The sequence below is a fragment of the Gordonia asplenii genome (assembly GCF_012933505.1).
In the GTDB taxonomy this organism is placed as follows: Bacteria; Actinomycetota; Actinomycetes; order Mycobacteriales; family Mycobacteriaceae; genus Gordonia; species Gordonia asplenii.
Window position 1 is genome coordinate 18,098 of the sequence record NZ_JABBNB010000012.1, and the last position, 23,056, is coordinate 41,153.

General features: G+C 65.5%; 20 protein-coding genes. 17 read left to right on the forward strand and 3 right to left on the reverse strand.

Annotated elements, in window-relative coordinates:
* Nucleotides 1-5: 5 nt before the first annotated feature.
* The 8 genes from HH308_RS13055 (at nucleotide 6) to fadD1 (ending at nucleotide 8,209) form a co-directional block, all read left to right on the forward strand.
* A complete protein-coding gene (locus HH308_RS13055; protein WP_211188462.1) occupies nucleotides 6-566 on the forward strand; it encodes a nuclear transport factor 2 family protein in 561 nt (186 codons plus the stop codon).
* A complete protein-coding gene (locus HH308_RS13060; protein WP_312870573.1) occupies nucleotides 563-1,846 on the forward strand; it encodes a hypothetical protein in 1,284 nt (427 codons plus the stop codon). The genes HH308_RS13055 and HH308_RS13060 overlap by 4 nt, the downstream gene beginning before the upstream one ends.
* 3 nt (nucleotides 1,847-1,849) lie before the next feature.
* A complete protein-coding gene (locus HH308_RS13065; RefSeq protein WP_170194651.1) occupies nucleotides 1,850-2,716 on the forward strand; it encodes an SDR family NAD(P)-dependent oxidoreductase in 867 nt (288 codons plus the stop codon).
* A 105-nt stretch (nucleotides 2,717-2,821) separates the two neighbouring features.
* Complete coding sequence (locus tag HH308_RS13070) at nucleotides 2,822-3,685, forward strand: PaaI family thioesterase (RefSeq protein ID WP_170194652.1); 864 nt, start codon at nucleotides 2,822-2,824, stop codon at nucleotides 3,683-3,685.
* A gap of 9 nt (nucleotides 3,686-3,694) precedes the next feature.
* A complete protein-coding gene (locus HH308_RS13075; protein ID WP_170194653.1) occupies nucleotides 3,695-4,339 on the forward strand; it encodes a class I SAM-dependent methyltransferase in 645 nt (214 codons plus the stop codon).
* A 410-nt stretch (nucleotides 4,340-4,749) separates the two neighbouring features.
* Nucleotides 4,750-5,358 carry an ABC transporter ATP-binding protein gene (locus tag HH308_RS13080; protein ID WP_170194654.1) on the forward strand — a complete coding sequence of 203 codons (609 nt, stop codon included), beginning with the start codon at nucleotides 4,750-4,752 and terminating at the stop codon, nucleotides 5,356-5,358.
* Nucleotides 5,359-5,396: 38 nt separating this feature from the next.
* Entirely contained in the window at nucleotides 5,397-6,503 is a 1,107-nt protein-coding gene (locus HH308_RS13085) for a DUF6297 family protein (protein WP_170194655.1), read from the forward strand.
* Between the two features lie 113 nt (nucleotides 6,504-6,616).
* A complete protein-coding gene (fadD1, locus tag HH308_RS13090) occupies nucleotides 6,617-8,209 on the forward strand; it encodes a fatty-acid--CoA ligase FadD1 (protein WP_170194656.1) in 1,593 nt (530 codons plus the stop codon).
* Between the two features lie 88 nt (nucleotides 8,210-8,297).
* Here the strand turns inward: fadD1 and HH308_RS13095 are convergent, their stop codons facing one another.
* Together HH308_RS13095 and HH308_RS13100 are read right to left on the reverse strand one after the other, a co-directional pair.
* Nucleotides 8,298-9,557, reverse strand: coding sequence for a glycosyltransferase (locus HH308_RS13095; protein WP_170194657.1), 1,260 nt, complete (start codon nucleotides 9,555-9,557; stop codon nucleotides 8,298-8,300).
* Nucleotides 9,554-10,192 carry a TetR/AcrR family transcriptional regulator gene (locus HH308_RS13100; protein ID WP_170194658.1) on the reverse strand — a complete coding sequence of 213 codons (639 nt, stop codon included), beginning with the start codon at nucleotides 10,190-10,192 and terminating at the stop codon, nucleotides 9,554-9,556. The genes HH308_RS13095 and HH308_RS13100 overlap by 4 nt, the downstream gene beginning before the upstream one ends.
* Nucleotides 10,193-10,308: 116 nt before the next feature.
* Between HH308_RS13100 and HH308_RS13105 the strand changes: the two genes are divergently transcribed.
* The 8 genes from HH308_RS13105 to HH308_RS13140 all read left to right on the forward strand — a co-directional run bounded on the left by HH308_RS13105 (nucleotide 10,309) and on the right by HH308_RS13140 (nucleotide 20,428).
* Nucleotides 10,309-11,097, forward strand: a complete 789-nt coding sequence (locus tag HH308_RS13105) for a TIGR03084 family metal-binding protein (protein ID WP_170194659.1) — start codon at nucleotides 10,309-10,311, stop codon at nucleotides 11,095-11,097.
* Between the two features lies 1 nt (nucleotide 11,098).
* Nucleotides 11,099-12,814: an acyclic terpene utilization AtuA family protein gene (locus HH308_RS13110; RefSeq protein WP_170194660.1), complete on the forward strand. Its 1,716-nt coding sequence runs from the start codon at nucleotides 11,099-11,101 to the stop codon at nucleotides 12,812-12,814.
* A 3-nt stretch (nucleotides 12,815-12,817) separates the two neighbouring features.
* On the forward strand, nucleotides 12,818-13,978 hold the full coding sequence (locus HH308_RS13115) for an acyl-CoA dehydrogenase family protein (protein ID WP_170194661.1): 1,161 nt from the start codon (nucleotides 12,818-12,820) through the stop codon (nucleotides 13,976-13,978).
* Nucleotides 13,975-15,573: an acyl-CoA carboxylase subunit beta gene (locus HH308_RS13120; RefSeq protein WP_170194662.1), complete on the forward strand. Its 1,599-nt coding sequence runs from the start codon at nucleotides 13,975-13,977 to the stop codon at nucleotides 15,571-15,573. The genes HH308_RS13115 and HH308_RS13120 overlap by 4 nt, the downstream gene beginning before the upstream one ends.
* Before the next feature lie 28 nt (nucleotides 15,574-15,601).
* Complete coding sequence (locus HH308_RS13125) at nucleotides 15,602-17,632, forward strand: acetyl/propionyl/methylcrotonyl-CoA carboxylase subunit alpha (protein WP_170194762.1); 2,031 nt, start codon at nucleotides 15,602-15,604, stop codon at nucleotides 17,630-17,632.
* Nucleotides 17,629-18,789 carry an acyl-CoA dehydrogenase family protein gene (locus HH308_RS13130; protein ID WP_170194663.1) on the forward strand — a complete coding sequence of 387 codons (1,161 nt, stop codon included), beginning with the start codon at nucleotides 17,629-17,631 and terminating at the stop codon, nucleotides 18,787-18,789. Before HH308_RS13125 ends, HH308_RS13130 begins: the two co-directional genes overlap by 4 nt.
* 9 nt (nucleotides 18,790-18,798) lie before the next feature.
* A complete protein-coding gene (locus HH308_RS13135; RefSeq protein WP_170194664.1) occupies nucleotides 18,799-19,590 on the forward strand; it encodes an enoyl-CoA hydratase family protein in 792 nt (263 codons plus the stop codon).
* A 238-nt stretch (nucleotides 19,591-19,828) separates the two neighbouring features.
* Nucleotides 19,829-20,428 carry a TetR/AcrR family transcriptional regulator gene (locus HH308_RS13140; RefSeq protein ID WP_170194665.1) on the forward strand — a complete coding sequence of 200 codons (600 nt, stop codon included), beginning with the start codon at nucleotides 19,829-19,831 and terminating at the stop codon, nucleotides 20,426-20,428.
* 21 nt (nucleotides 20,429-20,449) lie between these two features.
* Here the strand turns inward: HH308_RS13140 and HH308_RS13145 are convergent, their stop codons facing one another.
* Entirely contained in the window at nucleotides 20,450-21,136 is a 687-nt protein-coding gene (locus tag HH308_RS13145; protein WP_170194666.1) for an SAM-dependent methyltransferase, read from the reverse strand.
* Nucleotides 21,137-21,363: 227 nt separating this feature from the next.
* Here HH308_RS13145 and HH308_RS13150 point away from each other — a divergent pair, with 227 nt between their 5' ends.
* Complete coding sequence (locus HH308_RS13150; RefSeq protein ID WP_170194667.1) at nucleotides 21,364-22,689, forward strand: ammonium transporter; 1,326 nt, start codon at nucleotides 21,364-21,366, stop codon at nucleotides 22,687-22,689.
* Nucleotides 22,690-23,056: the final 367 nt, after the last annotated feature.

Here is a 23,056-nt window from a genome sequence, read left to right on the forward strand (position 1 = left end):
CACTTATGCGAGGAGCTCAGATGTCGTTTGATCGTGCGGAACTGGAAGAGATGAAGGACCGTTGGCTCGCCGCCAACATCGAGTGTGAGAAGGCGGGCGATTGGAGGCCGCTGGCGGTCTTCTATGCGCGCGACGCCACCTACGGCTGGAACTACGGCCCGACGAAGGACTTCATGGCCGTGGGCCGCGACGAGATCCGCGACCTGGCGCTGGGGCAGGAGATGGAGGGCCTCGACGGATGGACCTACCCGTACCAGCAGTGGGTGATCGACGAGAAGTCCGGCGACATGTTGGGGCTGTGGAAGCAGGTTTACGAGCGAACTCGCCCGGACGGTTCCCATTACGCCCTCGACGGGATTCAGGGGAGTTGGTTCAAATACGGCGGCAACTTCGAATTCTCTTGGCAGCGTGACTTTTTCGATTTCGGCAACGTGTCGGCGCTGTTCCTGGAGATGCTCACCGACAAGGTGTGCAGCGACGGCATGCTCAAGCGCATCGAGCGCTCGGCGCCGGGAAATCTGCCGGGGTGGTATCCCTACGGTCAGGCGCCGGTGAAGATCTGGTGAGCATCCCGACGTCGGCGCGGAACGTGTCGGCCCGCGAGTCATATGCCGACCTGTCGAAGGACCAGCTGGCGACGATCATCCCCGAACTACTGCTGTCCGGGCAGTTGATCGATCGCAGCGGAATGGCCCACTTGATCGGTGCGTTCGGGCGAGAGGTCATGGCGCAGATCGCGATTGAAGAATGGATGGCCGCGAGTCCGGTGTACACCCACCGGATGCGGTCCGCGCTGGGCATCGACGGCGACGGCGTCGCAGACATGTTCAAATGTCTGCAACTCGACATCGGTGCGCCACCGCAGTTCATGGACTTTCGCTATCAGATCACCGACGAGTACCACGGATCGTTCGTGCTCGCGCACTGCGGAGCGCTGATGGACGTCGAGCCGATGGGCGACGACTATGTCACCGCGATGTGCCACGACATCGAGGATCCCACGTTCGACGCGACTGCGATCGCGACGAATCGTCGGGCGCGGATCAGGCCGGTGCATCGGCCACCGCGCACGCCGGCCGACCGATCACCGCACTGCGAGTGGACAGTGACCATCGAACCCGACCGCGACGAGCTGCCCCTGCCGGCCGACGCCGAGTGGATGTTCGGAATGGGTGTCGCGGCAATGGAATTGACGCCGATAGATGCCGAGTCCACCGACGGCGTCGTCGACTATCGCGGGCCGCTGGTCGCCGATCTCCAGTTCCGGCAGTGGTCACGCAGTGCCCTCATCCGGATCGCTCAGGAGGTCGCGCTGCAACATCAGTTGCTGGCGTTGGGATTTGAGCGGGCATTGTCGCGGCGGGCCGTCGATGCTGCGCAGCGGGACGACATCTTTCGAAAGCAGTTCACCGGCATCGCGGGAATGACGTCGGAGCGGCTGCGCGCGGCCCTCGGGTCGTCGGGCGACGCCGACGGTTTGGCTGCTGTACTCAACCTCAATCCGGTGTTCGGTCCGGTGCAGTACACGGGTGTCGTCGCCGACGTCGTGGATGATCGAGTGCGGGTCCGTATTCCGCAGAATTCGGCGGCGATGCGCGACGGTGGTTGGGTCACCCTGCTCACGGCCGAACATCTGGAACCGTTGCAGGCTGCGGCTACCGCGGTCGAGCGGCACTGGTCGATCGGAGCCGCGGAGGTTCACGATGGTGCATTGGAAGTTGTTATCGCCCAAGGGGATTCGCAGGCGGAATCGGGCGAGGTAGCGATCGTCCGATTCAGTTCGGGCGCGACTTTCGAGTTCGCCGATCGCGGTATTCCGTTGTCGATCACGCCGGTGAACGGGTAGCCGATGACACTCGCGGGCAAGGTCGCCGTGGTTGCCGGAGCGAGCCGGGGCATCGGCTTGGCGGTGACGTATGCGCTGGCGGGACGCGGTGTGTCCGTCGTGGTGAACGGTCGCGACCCAGACGCCGTGGCGGAGACGGTCACCGAGATCACCGGCGGGGGCGGATTCGCGGTCGGTGTCGTCGGCTCGGCGGCCGACGACGGCGTCGCGGAGACGATGGTAACGGCTGCGCTGGACCACTTCGGCGCACTCGACATCGCCGTCAACTGCGCGGGGATCGCCGAGCCGGACTCGTCGACGGTACTGACCATCACGCCCACCCAGTTTCGTGAGCAGATCGAAGCGCATCTGGTGTCGTCGTATCAGTTGCTACACAGTGCCGGAAAGCATTTCGCGGACCAGCGGTCGGGGGCGATCGTGCTGACCGGGTCGGCGGCGTCGACCGGAATCTTCGGCGGCAGCGGATATCCGGCGGGTAAGGGCGGGGTCAACGCGCTCGCACTCGCCGCCGGCGCCGATCTGCGGGAGTTCGGCGTGCGGGTGAATGTCGTGATGCCGGGCGCCCGTTCGCGGTTGTCCACCGGTGCCGAATACATCAGCCACATCGAGGAATTGCATCGTCGGGGACTCCTCGACGCGGCGATCCGCGACGCCGCCCTCGACCCGGCCCCGGCGGAATACGTTGCAGCACTGTATGTCTACCTGGCCAGTGATCGAGCGGCGTCGACCACCGGCCAGATCTACACCGCGAGTGGAGGTTTCATCGGCCGCTACGATGCGGCGACGCCGAAGTTGGTAGCGTACCGGGATCATCGGAGCTCGCCGCCGTATACCCAGGACGAGCTGGCCGAGGTCCTCGACGTTTCTTGAGGTTTTGGACAACTACGCCGCGCGGTGCGAAAGCCCTCTGTGGTATCGGTCTCACCCGCCCGGCCAGGCTGGATTCGCACGCGTCTTCCCTGATACGACGGATGTATGGACACTCCGCGCAACCCGTTCGACGCATTCGGGATCGGCCTCGTCGACGACGGCACCACGTTGGGCCAGCAGCTCAGCGACAAGGTCGCCGACCACCGCGGACTCATTGAATTGTCGGCCCTGGCAGTCCTGTTCGACACCATCGGCGGACGCCCCTTCTACGAACTCGACACCTCGGCGGCGTCGTTGCAGGCTCGCGTGATCATGTCCGCGCTGCACCGCCCGACGGTCACCGACCGTGTCATCTGCACCGGGCAGGTCCGGATGCACGACGACGGCTACGGCACGTCCACCACCGACATCACCACTACCGGCGGCACGCTGGTCACGACGGGTCTCACCCGCAATGTTCGAGTCGGCCGCGCCGCGAAGACTCGCGACGAGATCGGTGGACTTCCGGCTCCCACCCCCACGGGTCCGCTGCCCACCACCGATCCCCACCTCCCGGGGCACAAGATCATCGAGGCCATCGCCCATGGCGACCATCCGCTCGGACCCATCGCCGATCTCGTGAACGGTTCGGTCGCCATCCACGACGGCGCCACCCGGTTCACCGCGATCACCGCAACGTGGATGGCGAACATGATGGGCACGATGCACGGCGGCATGATCGGTACTATCGGCGCACTCGCGTGTTCGTTTGGCGCACAAGCACATACGCAGCCGGAGACCGACTACCAAATCCTGGACTTCGACATCGGCTTCTACCGTTCACCCGCCGTCGACGGCACACCGGTCCACGTCGACGTGACGCCGATCAAGGTCGGCCGGCGCATCGGGTCGTTTGAGGCGAGCATGCGTACCGAGGATCGCACCCTGCTCGCGCGCGCCACCGCCGACGTTCGGTTCCTGCCTCGGTAGTCTCGGCCCGTGCCGTCGAATGAAGAATTGACCCGCAGCGGATACGACGCCGGGGCAGCCGGTTTCGCCGAACTGTTCGAGACCGTCTTCGACACGCGTCCACTCGACCGCGCGATCATCGGCGCATTCGGTGAGATGGTCGACGGACCCATCGCCGACGTCGGGTGCGGCACCGGTGTGGTCACCGGAATGCTGTGCGACGCCGAGAACGATGCATTCGGTGTCGACCTCTCGCCGGAACTGATCGCTCTCGCCCGGCGCCGGCGCGCCGACATCGACTTCCGTATCGGATCAATGCTGGCTCTCGATCTGCCCGACGAATCACTGGGCGGGGTACTGGCCTGGTATTCGACGATCCACATGCCAGACGCCGACCTGCCCGCCGTTTGCAGCGAATTCCATCGGGTCCTCAAACCGAACGGTGTTGTGCTGCTTGGTTTTCAAGTCGGCGACGAGCCGTTCGTCGTCGACGAGGCATTCGGCAGCCGAATGCATCTGGTATTTCGGCGACGCCAGCCCGATGACATCGTCCGGTTGTTGGCAGACACCGGATTCGTCGAGTATTCGACGACGGTGCGCGCCCCGATCGGCGAGCGCACTCCGCAAGCGTTCGTGATCGCGAGGAAAGAGCCGTCTATAGTCGGTAGCCGATGAGCCCGATACCCGGGGAGGCGAGGAATGGCGCACTGTCGTAGCAATCCGGCGATATCCGTCGTCGTCTATTGGCTGTGTATCGCTGCTCCCATGCTGCTCGTCCTCGGCCCGCAACAGCCGGCAGAGGTATTCGTACTCGTCGTAGTCGCGCTAGTCGGTGCTTGTGCCGTCGGCGTCGACAGGCGGCGGTTTGCATGGATCATCGGGGTCCTCACGTGCAGGCCTGTTCATGGACATCTCCCCGTGCTCTCGGACCTCCGCGGAGCCCGCCGTAGTCCACCGATCGACCTCATCGACGCACATATCGACGCGGGCGTAGGCCCGCGAGCTCCGACGTCAGCGCTGTTCGCCGCCTGAGCCTGTCAGGTGGCGCTGCGTCCTGCCACCGAAATCCTTGGAGCTGATCAAAAGTGCTGCAAATTCTCGACGCCCGCCGCGCGCTGGGCGACAAAGTGTTGTTCGATTCACTATTTCTCTCGGTCAGACCCGGCGAATGTGCTGCCGTCGTCGGCCCCAATGGCGCCGGCAAGTCGACCCTCTTGCGATGTGTCATCGGCGACGAGATCCTCGACGCCGGAACAGTGCGGGTCGACGAGCGGGTGCCCGACGACACCAGCCCACATTTCCGCTCCGCGGTGGCATTCGATCTGGGCGATGACGCGACGTTCTTCGACCTGACGGTCGCCGAGCATCTCCGTCTCGTTCTCCGACTTCACCGATGCGCGGAGCGTTCCGCGACCGTGGATTGGATCCTTGCGGACGCGGGTCTGGCGGAAGTTGCCGACAGATACCCACACACCCTGTCTACTGGGCAACGTCAACGCTTTTCACTCGCGGTAGTGTTCATGCGCTCCGCCCGGCTCATCGTTCTCGATGAGCCTGAACAGGGACTCGACGTCGACGGGCGCGGATGGCTCATCGGAAAGATGGCAGAATCGCGCGCCGCGATCCTGGTTGCGACGCACAGTGCCGAGATCCAGAAATCGGCCGATATCGTAGTGCGGATCGGTGAACGATGAGGCACGATTCCCGGTACCTTGTCGTGCTCTCCGCAGTCATGGGACTTGTCTATTTCATCGGCTTTTCGCGGAGTGCGGTCATTCACCGCGCGGTCGAGCTATCCGTAACGGGACGGCTCGCGGACATCGTCGTCGCCGGTGTCATCGTGGTGGCCGGCGTGCTGATCGGCTATGCGTTGAGACTCTGGGGGCCAGTTCGAGTCAGCGGCGCAACCGGTCGGTTCCATGCCCAAAGCCCGATGTCGCGAACGCGCATCGTCCGGCGTCCGGTGATTGCTGTCGCCACATGTGTCGTCGTCGTGGCGGTCCTGATCGATGTGCCCCTGATCGGGCTGTACCCACCCGCGGTTGCCGTGGTCATCGCGGTCACGGTTGTGGTTCTGCCGCTTGCCGTACTCAGTTCGTATGTCGCGCAACAGATTCGATCGGCCGCTCGCACCGCCAGTCGGCCGACGCTCAGAGTCGGGAGTCTGCATCGGCGGGAACTCGCGCCCGCAGACGGGCTCACCGAAGCGGCTGCCGTCGGCGCGATCATGATGGACACCACCTGGCTCGACGGTGCTCGACAACGGCTATGGGCGTTACAGCACAACGTGATTCGTTCAGTCAAGCCGCCTTCGCCCGGATGGCTCGCGATGGTGCGGATGGACGTAGCCCGGACCGGGAGACATCCGGCGGCGACCGTGCGGTGGGTATGTTGCACCGTCGTCGGGATTGTGCTGGGCCTTACGTTTACCTTCCATGTCGGATCGATGCTCGTGGTGACGGTTCTCCTGTATTCCGCGGGCAACTGCATGACACCGGGGTTGCGTCAACTCGCGCAGCAGCCCGCGTTACGAGCCGCGCTCGGCCGTAGCGACAGGGTTCTCTTTTCGGCGCTGTCAGTGATTCCGGTTGTCGCCGTCGTGCTCGCGGGTCTTGCCGTGATGCCGTGCTGGACGACTGACCTGCCGGCCGCGATCGTGGTGGTTGCCGGTGCCGCCTGCGCGGTGCTGCGCCGCGCCACGCGGCCGCCCATCTACCACGACGGTCTGGTGATCTTCGATCCGTTGACCGGCGGGGCTGTCGCGCCGACCTTGATGCTGCAGCTGTTACGCGGCCTCGCGTTGGCCGTGGTGACGGGCGTGTTCGCATCGATCATCTAGCGCGTCGTTCTACCTCGGCCACCAGGGTGTGACGCGACGCTCCACCAGAGCGTGTCTCCCCAGTCTGCGCGCATTGCGCACCGGCGACTTAGAACACGTTCTACCATAGGTGCATGGCCGATACCGTCACCCAGCTTCTGCAGGCCCGTTCCGACGACGACACCACCGCCGTCGCGTTCGGCGACAAGACCTGGACCTGGCGTGAACACATCGCGTCCGCAACCCGTCAGGCATCGGCGGTCATCGCCCTCGCCGACACCGCGCGCCCGATGCACGTCGGAGTCTTGCTGCCCAATTCGCCTGCGCTGCTGACGTCTCTGGCGGCAAGCGCGCTCGGCGGATACATCACGGTCGGCATCAACAACACTCGCCGCGGCGACGCGCTCGCCGCCGACATCCTGCGCGCCGACTGCCAGATCCTGCTGACCGACGCCACCGCGAAACCGTTGCTCGACGGACTCGACCTGCCCGGCGTCCGCATCGTCGACGTCGAGTCCGACGAGTGGGCACATCTCGTCGCGAATGCGGGAGAGCTTGTCCCGCACAGTGTTCCGACGGCGATGGACACGTTCATGCTCATCTTCACCTCCGGTACCAGCGGCAATCCCAAACCAGTCCAGTTGGCGCACATGATGGTGCCCTTCGCCGGACCGGTGCTCGTCGACAAGTACCAGGTCACCACCGACGACGTCTGCTACCTCTCGATGCCGCTGTTCCACTCGGCGGCCATCATGGGCGGCTACTGTGTCGCCCTCTGCAGCGGCGCGGCGATGGTGCCTGCGACATTCTCCGCCACCCGGTTCCTCGACGACGTCCGCAGCTACGGGATCACGTACATGAATTACGTCGGACGCCCACTGTCGTACATCCTTGCGACACCCGAACTCCCCGACGACGCCGACAACCCGCTGCGGGTGGCATTCGGAAACGAGGCCACCGACCGCGACATAGACGAGTTCAGCCGTCGTTTCGGCTGCACCGTCTGGGACGCCTTCGGGTCGACGGAACTGGCCATCATCATCACCCGCGAGCCCGGTACGCCCGCCGGATCCATCGGCAAGGGCTACCCGGGTGTCGCGATCTACGACTCCGAGACCGGAAAAGAGTGTGCGCCAGCGCAATTCGACGAGAACGGCGCTCTGGCCAACCCGGACGAGGCGATCGGCGAGATCGTCAACACCCACGGCGCCGGACTCTTCGTCGGCTACTACAACGACGCCGACTCCACCGCCGAACGCATTCGCGACGGCAAATACTGGTCCGGCGACCTCGGGTACCGCGACGCCGACGAGTGGATCTATCTCGCCGGGCGCACCGGCGATTGGATGCGCGTCGACGGTGAGAACATCGCCGCCGGTCCCGTGGAACGAATCCTCATGCGCGAAACCAAGATCAGCCGCGTCGCCGTGTACGGCGTGCCCGACGAGCACGTCGGCGACGCCGTGATGGCCGCAATCGTCTTGCGCGACAACGTGACCCTGACGCCCGAGGAGCTCGTCGAATTTCTCGCCACGCAATCCGACCTCTCTCCGAAGGCGTGGCCGACCTATATCCGCATCGACGCCGACCTACCGTCGACCGCCACCAACAAGATCGTCAAACGGGAACTGAAGGCGCAGGGCGTTGCGGGTACCAGGCTGTGGCGCAGGGAACCACGGTCGTCGGACTATCAGGTGGTTGGCGGCAACAGTCCGGTCCCACGGTAGCGGAATTCTGCTGGCTGGCCGCTGTGAGCAAGGGCTGGTCGTAGTGCCCCTGCCGAGATGATGGCATTGACGAGGTCGGGGTCGGCGCTCATCGGGTCACGCCCGCTCCATCGATCATCCGCGCGATCGACGTGACCGCCTCGCCGACGCCGTCCTCGGCGGCGAGCCGACCGGCGATCTCGGTGCAGCGCGCCGTGTGTCGATCGGAGAGGCTGTCGATCGCCGCGGCCAGTGCATCGGCCGAGATCGAATGCCGCGGAACAGGACTGGCCGCCGCACCCAGCGCGTGCACCCGAGCGGCCCAGAACGGTTGATCCATGATGCCGGGAACCGGCACGCTGGGGATGCCGGCGTGGAGAGCGGCGGCGGTAGTTCCCGCGCCGCAATGATGGACAGCCGCGCCGACTTTTCCGAACAGCCAATCGTGCGGAACATCGTCGACGGTGATCACGTCGGCGTCGGAGCCGACGTCGAGGCGGGCCCACCCGCGCTGCACGACGCCGCGCCGACCCGACTTGCGCAGTGCCTCAATGATTGTCGTGCTCAACTCGGCACCATGCGCGGTCGCAGTGCTGCCCAGCCCGACGAATACGGGGGCGTCGCCGGCGTCGAGGAAGTCGACCAACTCGCGTGGCGGGGTGAAATGCGCCGGTGCCGGTCGCCAGTAGCCGCAGACGTGCGCATTCGATGGCCAGTCGGCAGGCCGAGGCACGACGATCCCGCTGAATCCGTACAGCGTCGGCCACTCATTTCGATTGCGCTGCACATCTTTCCGTGACCGTGGTGACAGCCCGAGCGATGTCCGCAGCGCGTCGGTGAGCGGCGCGAATACCTTCTCGCCCGAAGCTCCGAGCCGCCACACCATCCGATTGCCGATCCGGCCGAAGGATCGCGTGCCCAACGCCGGCGGCGCGAAATCGCCGGTCGCAGACGCAGGTTGAAGGTGTACCAATCCCGCGCGCACGCCAAGCGCCTGCGCCACATGTGGTCCGAGCAGCGACCCGACGGGGCCTTCGAACAACACCAGATCGGCGTCTTCGCTCGCCGATGCCATCGCCTCGCCGACGCCGGACAGCTGCTCGCGCATCTCGGCGAGCGCTTCCTTCGACGGCCGCATCTTTGCACCGTCCACCAGCCCCTGTCCGAATTCAGAGGAGCGCGTTTCGATTTCGGTGTCGTGGGGGAGACCGCGATAGGCGAGTCCGGCGTCGACGATCATCTGCTCGTAGGGCTGTTGGGCAGCGATGGCGACCTGGGCGCCGAGGCGGTCGCGCAGTCCGGTGCCCAGTCCCACGAGTGGTGCGACGTCGCCGCGTGTTCCGAAGGCGGCAATGGTGATGGCGGTCATCTCGGTGCTCCAATCGCGTTGAGGTACAGCACTTTCAAAGTCTCGGTGAAGGCGTGGATGTCGTAGTCGGGGTTGCGGAACATGTCGCTGACGGCACCGTCGAGCGATCCGCGGATCGCGTTGCGCACCATTGCCGGGTCGAGATCGGCGCGGAATTCTCCGGTGCTGATGCCCAATTCCACGATGGCTTGCGGATCGAGGAGGGCGAACTCCGGTGGAATTCCTTGTGCTTCAACGGTTTTCTGAGCTTGTTGATCCAGTCTCAGCCCGTCGGACGAGCGATAGCTGTTGGAGATCTCGAACAACGCGACGGCCTCTCGTCGATGCGTGGCGAGGAACTGTCCGTTCGCGTCGATGTACGCGGTGAGCTTCTCGGTCGCATTCGGCGCCGCGGCGATCGCGGGCACCATGATCGCGGCTGCCTTCGTGAAGACCGTATTGACGATCTCGGTGACCAAGTCGTCCTTGTTGGCGAAGTGGTACAGCACCACGCTCTTGGCGATACCCGCTCGCTCAGCGATCTTTGCCTGCGAAGCCTGCGGATAGCCGACGTCGGCGATCAGTTCGATCGCGCAGTCGACGATCTGCCGGCGTCGAGCATCCTCGGTGAAAGTGCGTGAAGGGGTAGACCGCATGGACTAACTCTAGACCGATCGGTCGAGACCTGCAAATGGCGCAAGTCAACCGCCAGCCTGAGTGAAAACAATCATGCACGCTTGCTTTTTCTGGATCCCTATGTGACGCTGATCGCATGGCGGTAGTGGACTCCCTCGTACTAGACCTCGCAGCTGAATCCGATGCACTTGACGACGTCGTGGCCAACCTGGACGCCGCCGCCTGGGCGACGCCCACACCGGCGCCCGGCTGGACCATCGCCCATCAGATCGGTCACCTGCTGTGGACCGACACCGTGTCGCTGCTGGCGATCACCGACGCCGACGGCTTCGCAAAGTTGCTCGAAACCGCGATGCAGAATCCGGGCGGCTTCGTCGACGACGCCGCGGAGGAACAAGCCAGGCGCCCACCGGCGGAGATGCTCGCCGACTGGCGTGCCACCCGAAGCAAACTGGGCGGCGCACTGATCGCGGTGCCGCAAGGCAGAAAGCTTCCGTGGTTCGGCCCCCCGATGTCGGCGGCGTCGATGGCCAGCGCCCGCATGATGGAAACCTGGGCGCACAGCCTCGACGTGTTCGATGCTCTCGGGATGACGCGGACCGAAGGCGACCGCATCAAGGCGGTCGTCAACATCGGCGTGCGTACGCGTGATTTCTCCTATCTGGTCAACGGGAAAACTGCTCCGGCACAACCATTTCGCTATGAGATCATCGCTCCGTCGGGGGAGCTGTGGACGTGGGGCCCCGACGACGCGTCGGACATCGTGCGCGGCCCGGCCGTCGACTTCGCCGAACTCGTCACACAACGCCGCAACGTCGCCGACCTCGACCTCGAATTGATCGGCGACGACGCCGCCGAATGGTCAACCATCGCACAGGCTTTCGCGGGCGCCCCGGGCGTCGGACGTGAACCGAAGGGACGCTGACATGCCCATCGACAAATCGGTCGTCCGGATCGGCAACGCCTCGGGCTTCTACGGCGACCGCTTCAACGCGGTCTCCGAGATGCTCACCGGCGGCGATCTCGACTACCTGACCGGTGACTACCTTGCCGAACTGACCATGCTCATCCTGGGCCGCGACCGTCTGAAAGACCCGAAGACGGGGTACGCCAAGACATTTCTGCGGCAGATGGAAGGCAGCCTAGGGCTGGCGATGGACAACGGGGTGCAGATCGTCGTCAACGCGGGCGGTTTGAATCCCCACGGTCTCGCCGTCGCGCTGCGCGAGCTCGCCGACAAACTCGGCCTCGACACCCAGGTGGCCTTCGTCGACGGCGACGATTTGATCTCTCGCGCAGACGAACTCGGCTTCGGCGCTCCGCTGACCGCCAACGCCTATCTCGGCGGATTCGGCATCAAGGCGGCACTCGACCGGGGCGCCGACGTGGTAGTCACCGGGCGCGTCACCGACGCATCGCTGACCGTCGGGCCCGCAGCGGCGGCGTTCGGCTGGTGCCACCGCGACCTCGACGCACTCGCCGGCGCCGTGGTCGCCGGGCACGTCATCGAATGCGGCGCGCAGGCCACCGGCGGCAACTATGCCTTCTTCACCGAGCTGAAGAGCATGGGGCACTTGGGATTTCCCATCGCGGAGTTGAGTGCCGACGGGTCGTCGGTGATCACCAAGCATGCGGGGACCGGAGGCGCGGTCACCGTCGGCACCGTCACCGCGCAGCTGCTGTACGAGATCGGCGGCCCGCGCTATCTCGGCCCCGACGTCACCACCCGACTCGACACCATCAGGCTGTCACAGGTCGGCGACGATCGCGTATCGATCACCGGCGTCCGCGGCGAGAACCCGCCGTCGACTCTGAAGGTGTCGCTCAACCACCTCGCCGGCATCCGCAACGAGGTCGACGTCGTGCTCACCGGCCTCGACATCGAGGCGAAAGCCGCTCTGTTCCAAGAACAATTCATGGCCGCACTCCCGGTCGAGCCCGAGCAGCTGGAGTGGGAGCTCGCGCGCCTGGACCGTCCCGACTCCGACACCGAAGAGGGTGCCAGCGCCCTGTTGCGTTGTGTCGCACGCGATTCCGACCCCAAGAAGGTCGGGCGTCCGTTCTCGGCGACCGCCGTCGAGCTCGGCCTCGCGACCTATCCCGGCTTCACCCTCACCGCCCCGCCCGGGAACGGCACGCCGTTCGGCGTCTTCACGCCCGGCTACGTCGACGCCGCGCTCGTCGAGCACCGGGTCACCCAGCCCGACGGCGTGTCCGTACGGATCGACCCGTCACCGCTGCGGGGCGAGGTCGTCGCAGACACGAGCGAGCCGACTGCGTCAACCCATACCGATTGGGGCACAACACGACGCGCACCGCTCGGCGAGATCGCCGGTGCGCGCAGCGGAGACAAGGGCGGCACCGCCAACATCGGCCTCTGGGTCCGCTCCGACGACGAATTCACCTGGCTCGACGAGACTCTCACCGTCGAGAAGGTGAAGGAACTGCTCCCCGAGGTCGCCGACCTGGTGGTGCACCGCTACCGGCTGCCCAACCTGCGCGCGATCAACTTCGTCATCGAGGAAGTCCTCGGGCGCGGCGTCGCCGACAACGTGCGCTTCGACCCGCAAGCCAAGGGCATGGGCGAATGGCTGCGTTCACGCCATGTCGACATCCCGACCCGCTTCAACAGGAAGGTTTAGTCCGTGCCGATCGCCAGTCCGATCTGGGATTCGCCCGAACGCACCGAATTGCGTTCCACCATTCAAGGATTCGTCAAACGGCACATCCTGCCGTATCAGGATCAGTGGGAGGCCGACGGCCTCATTCCGCGCGAACTGCACAAAGAGGCGGCGCAGCTGGGGCTGTTCGGCCTCGGCGTCGACGAAGCCGTCGGCGGCAGCGGCGGTGACCTCATCGACGCGTCGATCCTCGGTGAAGAACTCCACTACAGCGGCGCGGCCGGCGGCATCTTCGCGTCGTTGTTCACCCACGGAATCGCGTTGCCGCACATGATCGCGGCCGGCGACCCGGCACAGATCGACAAATGGGTCCGTCCCACGCTCGCCGGAGAGAAGATCGGCTCGCTCGCCATCACCGAACCGGGCGGCGGCAGCGACGTCGGGCACCTGCGCACCACGGCGATGCGCGACGGTGACGAGTACGTCGTCAACGGTGCCAAGACCTTCATCACCTCGGCCTACCGCGCTGACTTCGTGGTGACCGCGGTGCGTACCGGTGGGCCCGGCGCGGGCGGCGTCTCGCTGCTGGTGATCGAAAAGGACACACCGGGATTCACCATCACCCGCAAACTCGACAAGATGGGGTGGCTCTGCTCGGATACCGCGGAACTGTCCTTCGTCGACGTGCGAGTGCCGGTTGGGAACCTCGTCGGCGTCGAGAACTCCGGATTCGCCCAGATCGCACAGGCTTTCGTCACCGAGCGGTCGTCGCTGGCCATTCAAGCCTATGCGAGCGCCCAGCGTTGTCTGGATCTCACGCTGGACTGGGTACGCGACCGCGAGACCTTCGGAAAACCCCTCATCGCGCGACAAACGGTGCAGGACACCGTGACTGAGATGGCTCGCCGCATCGACGTCGCACGGACCTACACCCGGGCCGTCGTCGAGCGGAAGGTCGGCAGCGGCGACGATCTGATCGCCGAAGTCTGCTTCGCTAAGAACACCGCCGTCGAAGCGGGAGAATGGGTGGCCAACAAGGCCGTTCAGCTGTTCGGCGGGATGGGATACATGCGCGGAACCGAGGTGGAACGGCAGTACCGCGACATGCGGATCATCGGCATCGGCGGCGGAACCAACGAGATTCTGCTGGGCCTGGCCGCAAAACGATTGGGGTATCAGTCATGACCGTCCTGCGCTCCACCGTCGACCCGACGAGTGAGGACTTCATCGCGAACAGCGGTGCGATGAACACCAAACTCGACGAGCTGCAAGTCGAGTTCGACAAGGCGCTGGCCGGCGGCGGCCCGGACAAGGTCGCCCGACATCGCAAGCGCGGCAAGATGACTGCCCGCGAACGGATCGAGCTGCTCGTCGACCGCGACAGTCCGTTCCTCGAACTGTGTGCCCTGGCCGCCTACGGCTCGGCCTTCCAGGTCGGAGCGTCGGTCATCATCGGCATCGGCGTCGTCGAAGGCGTCGAGTGCATGATCGTCGCCAACGACCCGACCGTCAAAGGCGGTACGTCCAACCCGTGGACCCTTAAGAAAGTATTGCGGGCCAACGCTATTGCCCGCGAGAACCGGCTTCCGTGCATCGCCCTCGTCGAGTCCGGCGGTGCCGACCTGCCGACGCAGAAGGATGTCTTCGTTCCGGGCGGTCAGATGTTCCGCGATCTCACCCGCCTGTCGGCGGCCGGAATCCCCACCATCGCACTGGTTTTCGGCAACTCGACGGCCGGAGGCGCGTACATCCCCGGCATGAGCGATCACACCGTGATGATCGAGAACCAGTCGAAAGTGTTCCTCGGTGGCCCGCCCCTGGTGAAGATGGCCACCGGTGAGGAGAGCGACGACGAATCGCTCGGCGGGGCGTCGATGCATGCCCGCCGATCCGGCCTCGCCGACTACTACGCGCAGGACGAGCAAGACGCGGTGCGGATCGGCCGCCGCATCGTCGCGCGTCTCAACTGGCGCAAGCGCGGACCCGGCCCCGTCGCGAAATCCATCGCGCCGCAATTCGATTCCGAAGAGCTGCTCGGGATCGTGCCGCCGGATCTGAAGATCCCGTTCAACCCGCGAGAGGTGATCGCCCGGATCGTCGACGACAGTGATTTCGACGAGTTCAAACCCGAGTACGGCAACTCGCTGTGCACCGGCTGGGCCCGGATCAACGGCTACCCGATCGGAATCCTGGCCAACGCGCAAGGCGTGCTGTTCAGCGCCGAATCGCAGAAGGCCACCCAGTTCATTCAGCTCGCCAACCGATCCAACACCCCATTGCTGTTCTTGCACAACACAACCGGCTACATGGTCGGCAAGGAGTATGAACAGAACGGCATCATCAAGCACGGAGCGATGATGATCAACGCGGTGTCGAACTCGACGGTTCCGCACATCTCCGTGCTGATCGGAGCGAGCTACGGCGCGGGCCACTACGGAATGTGCGGGCGCGCATACGATCCGCGGTTCCTATTCGCCTGGCCGAGCGCGAAGTCCGCCGTCATGGGCGGCGCGCAACTCGCCGGAGTCATCTCGATCGTCAGCCGCGCGGCCACCGAGGCGCGTGGCGGCACCGTCGACGAAGAGGCCGACGCCGGCATCCGAGCCATGATCGAGGCTCAGATCGAGAAGGAATCACTGCCCGCGTTTATGAGCGGCATGCTCTACGACGACGGCGTGATCGACCCGCGTGACACCAGAACCATTCTGGGACTGTGCCTTTCGGCCATCGACAACAACACCGTCGAAGGTACCGACAACTTCGGCGTCTTCCGGATGTGACGATATGACTACAGAGAGCGCAACCACAATGACCTTCGGCCCGCTCGCTCCGCTCCCGACGCCGGTGATCACCTCCGTACTCGTCGCCAACCGCGGCGAGATCGCCAGGCGAGTGTTCCGTACCTGCAAAGACATGGGCATCGCCACCGTCGCGGTCTTCTCCGACCCCGACGCGGACGCGCCGCACGTCCGTGAGGCCGATGCAGCCGTCCGGCTGCCCGGCGCGACGTCGGCCGACACCTACCTGCGTGGTGACCTCGTCATCGCCGCGGCCAAGGCAGCGGGTGCCGATGCGATTCACCCCGGCTACGGGTTCCTTTCGGAGAACGCCGAATTCGCACAGGCGGTCATCGACGCGGGGCTCACCTGGATCGGTCCGCCGCCGTCGGCGATCACCGCGATGGGCTCGAAGGTCAACGCCAAGGAACTGATGGCCGCGGCCGGTGTTCCGGTGCTCGGTGACATCGACCCGGCGTCGGTGACCGCGGCCGATCTGCCGTTGCTCATCAAGGCGTCCGCCGGTGGCGGCGGCCGCGGCATGCGTATCGTTCGGGACGTCGCAGACCTTGCCGACCAGGTCGCCGGTGCCGCCCGCGAAGCCGAGTCGGCGTTCGGTGATCCGACGATCTTCTGCGAACCGTACGTCGAGCGCGGACACCACATCGAAGTCCAGGTGATGGCCGATCAATACGGCGCGATCTGGGCTGTCGGAGAACGGGAGTGCTCCATCCAGCGCCGCCACCAGAAGGTCATCGAGGAGGCGCCGTCGCCACTGGTCGAGTCGCTCGGCGGCGACCTGCGGGCGCGACTGTTCGACGCCGCGCGAAAAGCCGTGCAGGCCATCGACTACACCGGCGCGGGTACCGTCGAGTTCCTCGCCGACGGCAGCGGCCGCTTCTATTTCCTGGAGACCAATACCCGCCTGCAGGTGGAACATCCGGTGACCGAGCAGACGACGGGCCTCGATCTGGTGGAATGGCAGTTGCGCGTCGCCATGGGCCAGCACCTCGACGGCGGTGCCCCGCCCACCCTCGGCCATTCGATCGAGGTGCGGCTGTACGCCGAGGATCCGGCCGCCGGGTGGCAGCCGCAGTCGGGGACCGTGCACCGCTTCTCGGTGCCGCAGCGCCTGGAGATCCGCGTCGATTCGGGCATCGCCGACGGTTCGGAGATCTCGACGTTCTACGACCCGATGCTGGCCAAGGTCATCGGTACCGCCGACACTCGTGAGCGCGCTGCGCGTCGACTTGCGGCGGCGCTGGCCGACACCGTGCTGCACGGACCTGTGACCAACCGCGACATGTTGGTGAACACGTTGCGCAGCAAGGAATTCCTCTCCGGCGACACCGACACCGGATTCATCGACGAGGTGGGCCTCGACGTGCTGGCCGCGCCCCTGGCCGACGAGGCTGATGTCCGCCTGGCCGCAGTCGCGGCGACCCTCGCCGACGCCAGTCGACAGCGCGCCGAGGCGACGACACTCGCGGACCTACCGTCCGGATGGCGCAACTTGGCGTCGGGATTCGCGACGCGCAGCTACTGGCCGGGTGCGGCGTCGGGCGCTGCCGACAGTATCGAGGTCCGCTATCGCAACGGGCGACGCGGCGTCGAATTGCCGGATGATGCAACGACTTTCGTTCGCGAGGCCAGGCCGGACGGTGTCGACGTCGAGCAAGACGGAGTGCGTCGATCGCTGGCGGTCAGTCGGTACGGTGATCGGGTCTACGTCGATTGGCCGGGCAGATCCGTTGTGCTGACGGATGTTCCGCGGTTCATCGATCCGTCCGCGGTACAGCGGCCCGGTTCGCTGCTCGCACCGATGCCCGGTTCGGTCATCCGAGTGGCCGTCGCCGAAGGTGATCGAGTGACCGCGGGGCAGCCGCTGCTCTGGCTCGAAGCGATGAAGATGGAACACACCATCACCGCGCCTGCCGACGGCGTCGTGGCCACCCTGGCCGTCGCGGCGGGACAGCAGCTGGCCGTCGGCGAAGTACTCGCCGTCATCGTCGACGACTCTGAAATATCTGACACCACAAGCGAAGAAGGACTCGAAGCATGACCTATCTCCCGGAATCCGAAGAGCGTGTGGCGCTGCGCGAGTCGGTCGCCGCATTCGCCGCGAAATACGGCCGCGACTATTTCGCCGAGTGTGCGCGAACAGGTCGCAAGACCGAGGAAATGTGGCTGGAGGCAGGCAAACTCGGCTTCATCGGCGTCAACCTGCCCGAGGAATACGGTGGCGGCGGCGCGGGCATGTACGAGCTCGCGATCGTGATGGAAGAGATCGCGGCGGCCGGCACCGGACTGCTGATGCTCGTGGTCTCACCGGCCATCTGCGGCAACGTGATTGCTCGCTTCGGTACCGACGAACAGAAGCAGGCTTGGCTGCCGGGATTGGCCGACGGCACCAAGACGATGGCCTTCGGCATCACCGAGCCCGACGCCGGATCGAACTCACACCAGATCACCACCACTGCTCGCCGTGATGGATCGGACTGGATTCTCAACGGGCGCAAGGTCTTCATCTCCGGCGTCGACCAGGCCGACGCCGTGCTGATCGTCGGGCGTACCGAGGACGCCAAGACCGGCAAGCTCAAGCCCGCGCTGTTCATCGTGCCGACCGACGCCGAGAACTTCGAGTACAAGCAGATCGAGATGGAACTGCTCAATCCGGAGAAGCAGTTTCAGCTGTTCCTCGACGATGTGCGGCTGCCTGCCGAAGCGCTCGTCGGGTCCGAGGACGCGGCGCTCTCGCAACTGTTCGCCGGACTCAACCCGGAACGAATCATGGCCGCCGCGTCGGCGGTGGGCATGGCGCGGTACGCGCTGGGCAAGGGCGTCGAGTATGTGTCGGATCGCACCGTGTGGAAGGTGCCGATCGGTGCCCACCAAGCAATCGCACATCCTTTCGCGCAGGGCAAGATTCAGCTGGAGATGGCGAAACTGATGATGCAGAAGGCGGCGTCGCTCTACGACGCCGGCGACGACTGGGGCGCCGCGGAACCGGCGAACATGGCGAAGTACGCGGCGGCCGAAGCTGCCGTGGCGATCGTCGATCACGCTGTACATTCGTTGGGCGGCAACGGATTGACCACCGAATACGGGCTGGCTCCGCTGCTGAGCCTGGCGCGGATCGCGCGGGTGGCGCCGGTCAGCAAGGAGATGATCCTCAACTTCGTGTCGCAGACCAGCCTCGGCCTGCCGAAGTCGTACTGAGGGTGATCGATGTCTGACGAATTGGTGCACACCGAGATCGACGCTGGTATCGCGACGCTGACCCTGGATTCGCCGTCGAATCGCAACGCGCTGAGCGGGGCGCTGGTGAGCCAGCTGATCGCGGCGCTGACCGCCGCTCGCGACGACGCGGATGTGCGCGCGGTGAAGCTCACCCATACCGGTGGAACCTTCTGTGCCGGTGCGGATTTGAGTGAGGCACTCACGCGCGGCCTCAGTCCGGAAGAGGCGACGGCCGAGGGCGCGTCGGCGATGAACGCGATGATGCGCACGATTCTCGAGTCGCCCAAGCCGGTGATCGTCGTCGTCAACGGGCATGTGCGCGCGGGTGGCTTCGGGCTGCTCGGTGCGGCCGACATGGTGGTCGCGGGCCCGGCGTCGACCTTCGCGTTGACCGAGGCGAGGCTCGGGCTGGCGCCTTCGATGATCTCAATCGTCTTGCTACCCAAGATGACCGCGCGTTCGGTAGGACGCTACTTCCTCACCGGCGAGAAGTTCGGCGCGACGGAAGCGGAACGCATGGGTCTTATCACGGTGGCGGCGGGGACCGCCGACGAGGTGGGACCCATCACCGCGGAGATTCTCGACGGGATCCGCAAGGCGTCGCCACAGGGGCTGGCGGTGTCGAAGTCGCTGACGACGGCGGCGATTCTCGCCGACTTCGACCGGCAGGCCGCCGAGCGTGCGGCCGAGTCGGCGGGCCTGTTCGGCACCGACGAGGCACGCGAAGGCATGACCGCATTCTTCGAAAAGCGCAGGCCCCGTTGGGATGTCAGCGCATGAGTGCGGTCCAACTGGTTGAGGCTCGGTTGGGATGTCGGCGGGAGGGTTCGGTCCAGCCGGTTGAGGTTCCGTTGGGATGTCAGCGCGAGGGTTCGGTCCAGCCGGTTGAGGCTCCGTTGGGATGTCGGCGGGAGGATTCGGTCCCGCTGGTTGAGCCGGGCGGAGCGCTAGCGAAGTCCGTGTCGAAACCCCACAACCCGACGAGCGCAGACTCGCCATCGGCTGCCGGACGCCGCAAATGACCGCCACTCGTGAACCTCAGCAGGACCGCTCGCGTGTGACGCGTGAGCGCCTGCTGGCGTCGACGATCGAGATGCTCGCCGGAAAGGGTTGGGCCGCAACGACGGTCGCTGCGGTGGCCGAGGCGGCGGGCGTATCTCGCGGTGCAGCCCAGCATCATTTCCCGACCCGGGAATCGTTGATCACCGCAGCGCTCGACGCGCTCTTCGAGCAATTGACTGTCAGTATCGGGGCGTCGATGGAGGAGTTGCCCCCCGGACCCGACCGCATCGATGCGGTCGTGAATCGCGCGGTGGACATCTACACCGGTGTGCAGTTCAAGGCAGCGCTGCAGGTGTGGGCCGCGGCGGCGTCGGATCCCGTTCTGCGCGAACTGATTCTGCCGCGCGAGTTCAAGTTCGCGAGGGCGGCGCACCGACTGACCGTGGCCGGGTTGGACCCGACCGGCACGAATCAGAAGGCCTACAACCTGGCCCAGGCGACACTTGACCTCGCACGCGGGCTCGGGCTGGCCGACACACTGTCGGACGATTCGCGGCGTCGAGCGCAGGTGGTGGCGACGTGGTGTGAGCAGGTGAAGTTGGGGCTGGGGGAGTAGGTGGTCGGAATGTGGCCCGAACTATCTGCGCCGCAACACGATCAAGCTGTCCGTCCGGTCCACGACCTGGCCTTCGGGCCGGCCGATCGTGATGTCGATCAGGTCTTTGCGCTCCAGGCTCCAGTCGTCACCGAGGTTCAACTCGGCGAGCACCTCGTCGACCGACGGGAACGTGAAGTCGTCGGGTGCTTCGGAATTCCAGTGCGGCACACCGTCGTGGCCTATGACGATCAGCGCGCCGCCCGGGTTGACGGCCGCGGCCGCCTTGCTCAGAATGCTCGCACGACCGAGTTCGACCGGTGAGTGCAAGTAGCTACTGGCGATGAGATCCCAACTGCCACTGGGGAAGTCGTCGTCGAGGTTGATCTGCGTCCAGGTGATCTGCCCGTCGACGCCTGCGGCCTGGGCCGCGTCGCGGCCGTGTGCGAGAGCCGCCGCGGAGATGTCGACGGCTGTCACCGTCAGGCCTTGCTGCGCGAGGTAGACGGCGTCGGCGCCTGACCCGCACCCGAGGTCGGCGGCGGTGGTACCGGTGAAGTCGCTCAGCGACGACAATGCGTTGACCAACACCTCGTTCGGGTTGCCCGTCCACGGATGGGTGTCGGTGGAGTAGAAGTCCTCCCAGAATTCCGACGGAGTCGCGTCACCCGGGTCGTGCGGATTGGGCGCTGCGTGTTGGTGCTGATGGTGGCGGTGCTCGGATGACACGGCTTCACTCCTGTTAGCGACATGACTGGACACCTTCTATTGAACCGATGTCGAGCGTGATGCGCAATTATGTTTGCGTAATTGGCAAGAATCGTTCATGTGACGTTGCCGCGTCGGCGGCGTCGACCAAGTTCGCGATTCCGGCGTTAGAAGGTGCGCACTCAAGAGGTCCGTGCCGCAGCCGTTAGAATTTTCGACGCTCGACTGTCGATAGGGGTGCTCAGACAATGTTTCCGACTATTGGTTCGCCGAACGGCGCCGACACCGCATGGATGTTGGCCGCGTTCGCGCTGGTGCTGCTGATGACTCCTGCGCTGGCTCTCTTCTACGGCGGCATGGTGCGCTCGAAGAGCGTGCTGAACATGATGATGATGTGCTTGTCCGCCATTCCGATCGTGTGGATCGTGTGGTTGGTATTCGGCTACTCGCTGGCCTTCGGCGCCGACGAGGGCGGCCTGATCGGCAATCCGCTCACGTTTGCCGGCCTGCACGGCCTGTTCGGTGACTATGGTGCGGCCGGGGCCGACACCTTCCACATGCCGTTGGTCGGCACGATCCCCGCACTGCTCTTCGTCGCGTTCCAGGGTGCATTCGCGATGGTCACCGTCGCGCTGATCGCGGGCGCCGTCGCCGACCGCATGCGATTCATCTCGTGGCTGCTCTTCGCCGGCCTGTGGGCCACGCTGGTCTACATCCCGGTGGCGCACTGGGTGTTCAGTGCGCCCGGGGTCACCAGCCAGAACGGCGGCTGGATCGTGTCGCATCTCAAGGCCATCGACTTCGCGGGCGGTACCGTCGTCGAAATCAACTCGGGTGCTTCGGCATTGGTGGTGGCGCTGCTGATCGGGCGGCGTGCGGGCTGGCCGAAGGATCCGATGCGACCGCACAATCTGCCCTTCGTCATGCTCGGCGCCGGCCTGCTGTGGTTCGGTTGGTTCGGATTCAACGCCGGCTCGACGCTGGCGGCCAACGGGGCAGCCGCGCTGATCACGGTGAATACCCTTGGCGCAGGGGCGATGTCGATGGTGGCGTGGCTCGTCGTCGAGAAGGTTCGGCACGGACGACCGACGTCGTTCGGTGCGGCGTCCGGTGTGGTCGCGGGTCTGGTGGCCATCACGCCGTCGTGTTCGTCGGTGACTCCGATCGGCGCGCTCGCGGTCGGCGCGGCAGCTGGCGCGCTGAGCTCGTACGCCATCGAACTGAAATACCGCTGGCGCTACGACGATTCGCTCGACGTCGTGGGTGTGCACTTCGTCAGCGGCGTCGTCGGGACGCTGATGATCGGACTGGTCGCGAGCTCGTCGGCACCGGCAGGCGTCGACGGCCTGTTCTACGGCGGTGGTTTCGATCAGCTATGGCGCCAGGCCATCGCCGTGATCGTCGTGATGGCCTACGCGGCCGGCGTCACCGCAATCATCGGGCTGGCGCTCAAGTACACGATCGGACTGCGAGCCGACCGTCAACACGAGATGGACGGCATCGACGACGGGCAGCACGCCGAGACCGCCTACGACTTCCACACCCCGCGCGGCGGTCGCGTCGACGTTCGCTGATAAGTCAGCATCGCGTCGTACTCGGGGGACGTAGGGCGCGGGGCAGATTGCAGTCGGGTACGTCGGGCGCGGCGGGGGGAATGTCACCTCGGTCGGCGTCAGATGGCAGATTGCAATCGGCCAGTGCGCGGGGCAGATTGCAGTCGGGTACGTCAGGTGCGCCGAGGGGAATGTCACCTCGGGTGGCGTCAGATGGCAGATTGCAGTCGGCCACGTGAGGCGCGGCGGGGGACCGGCTCGGGCGTCGACGACGGTGCAGATTGCATTCAGCCATGTCAGGCGCGGCGGGGGAAATGTCACCTCGGGTGGCGCTAGATGGCAGATTGCAATCGGCCACGTCAGTGCGGCGAGGGGAGCGGCTCCGGCG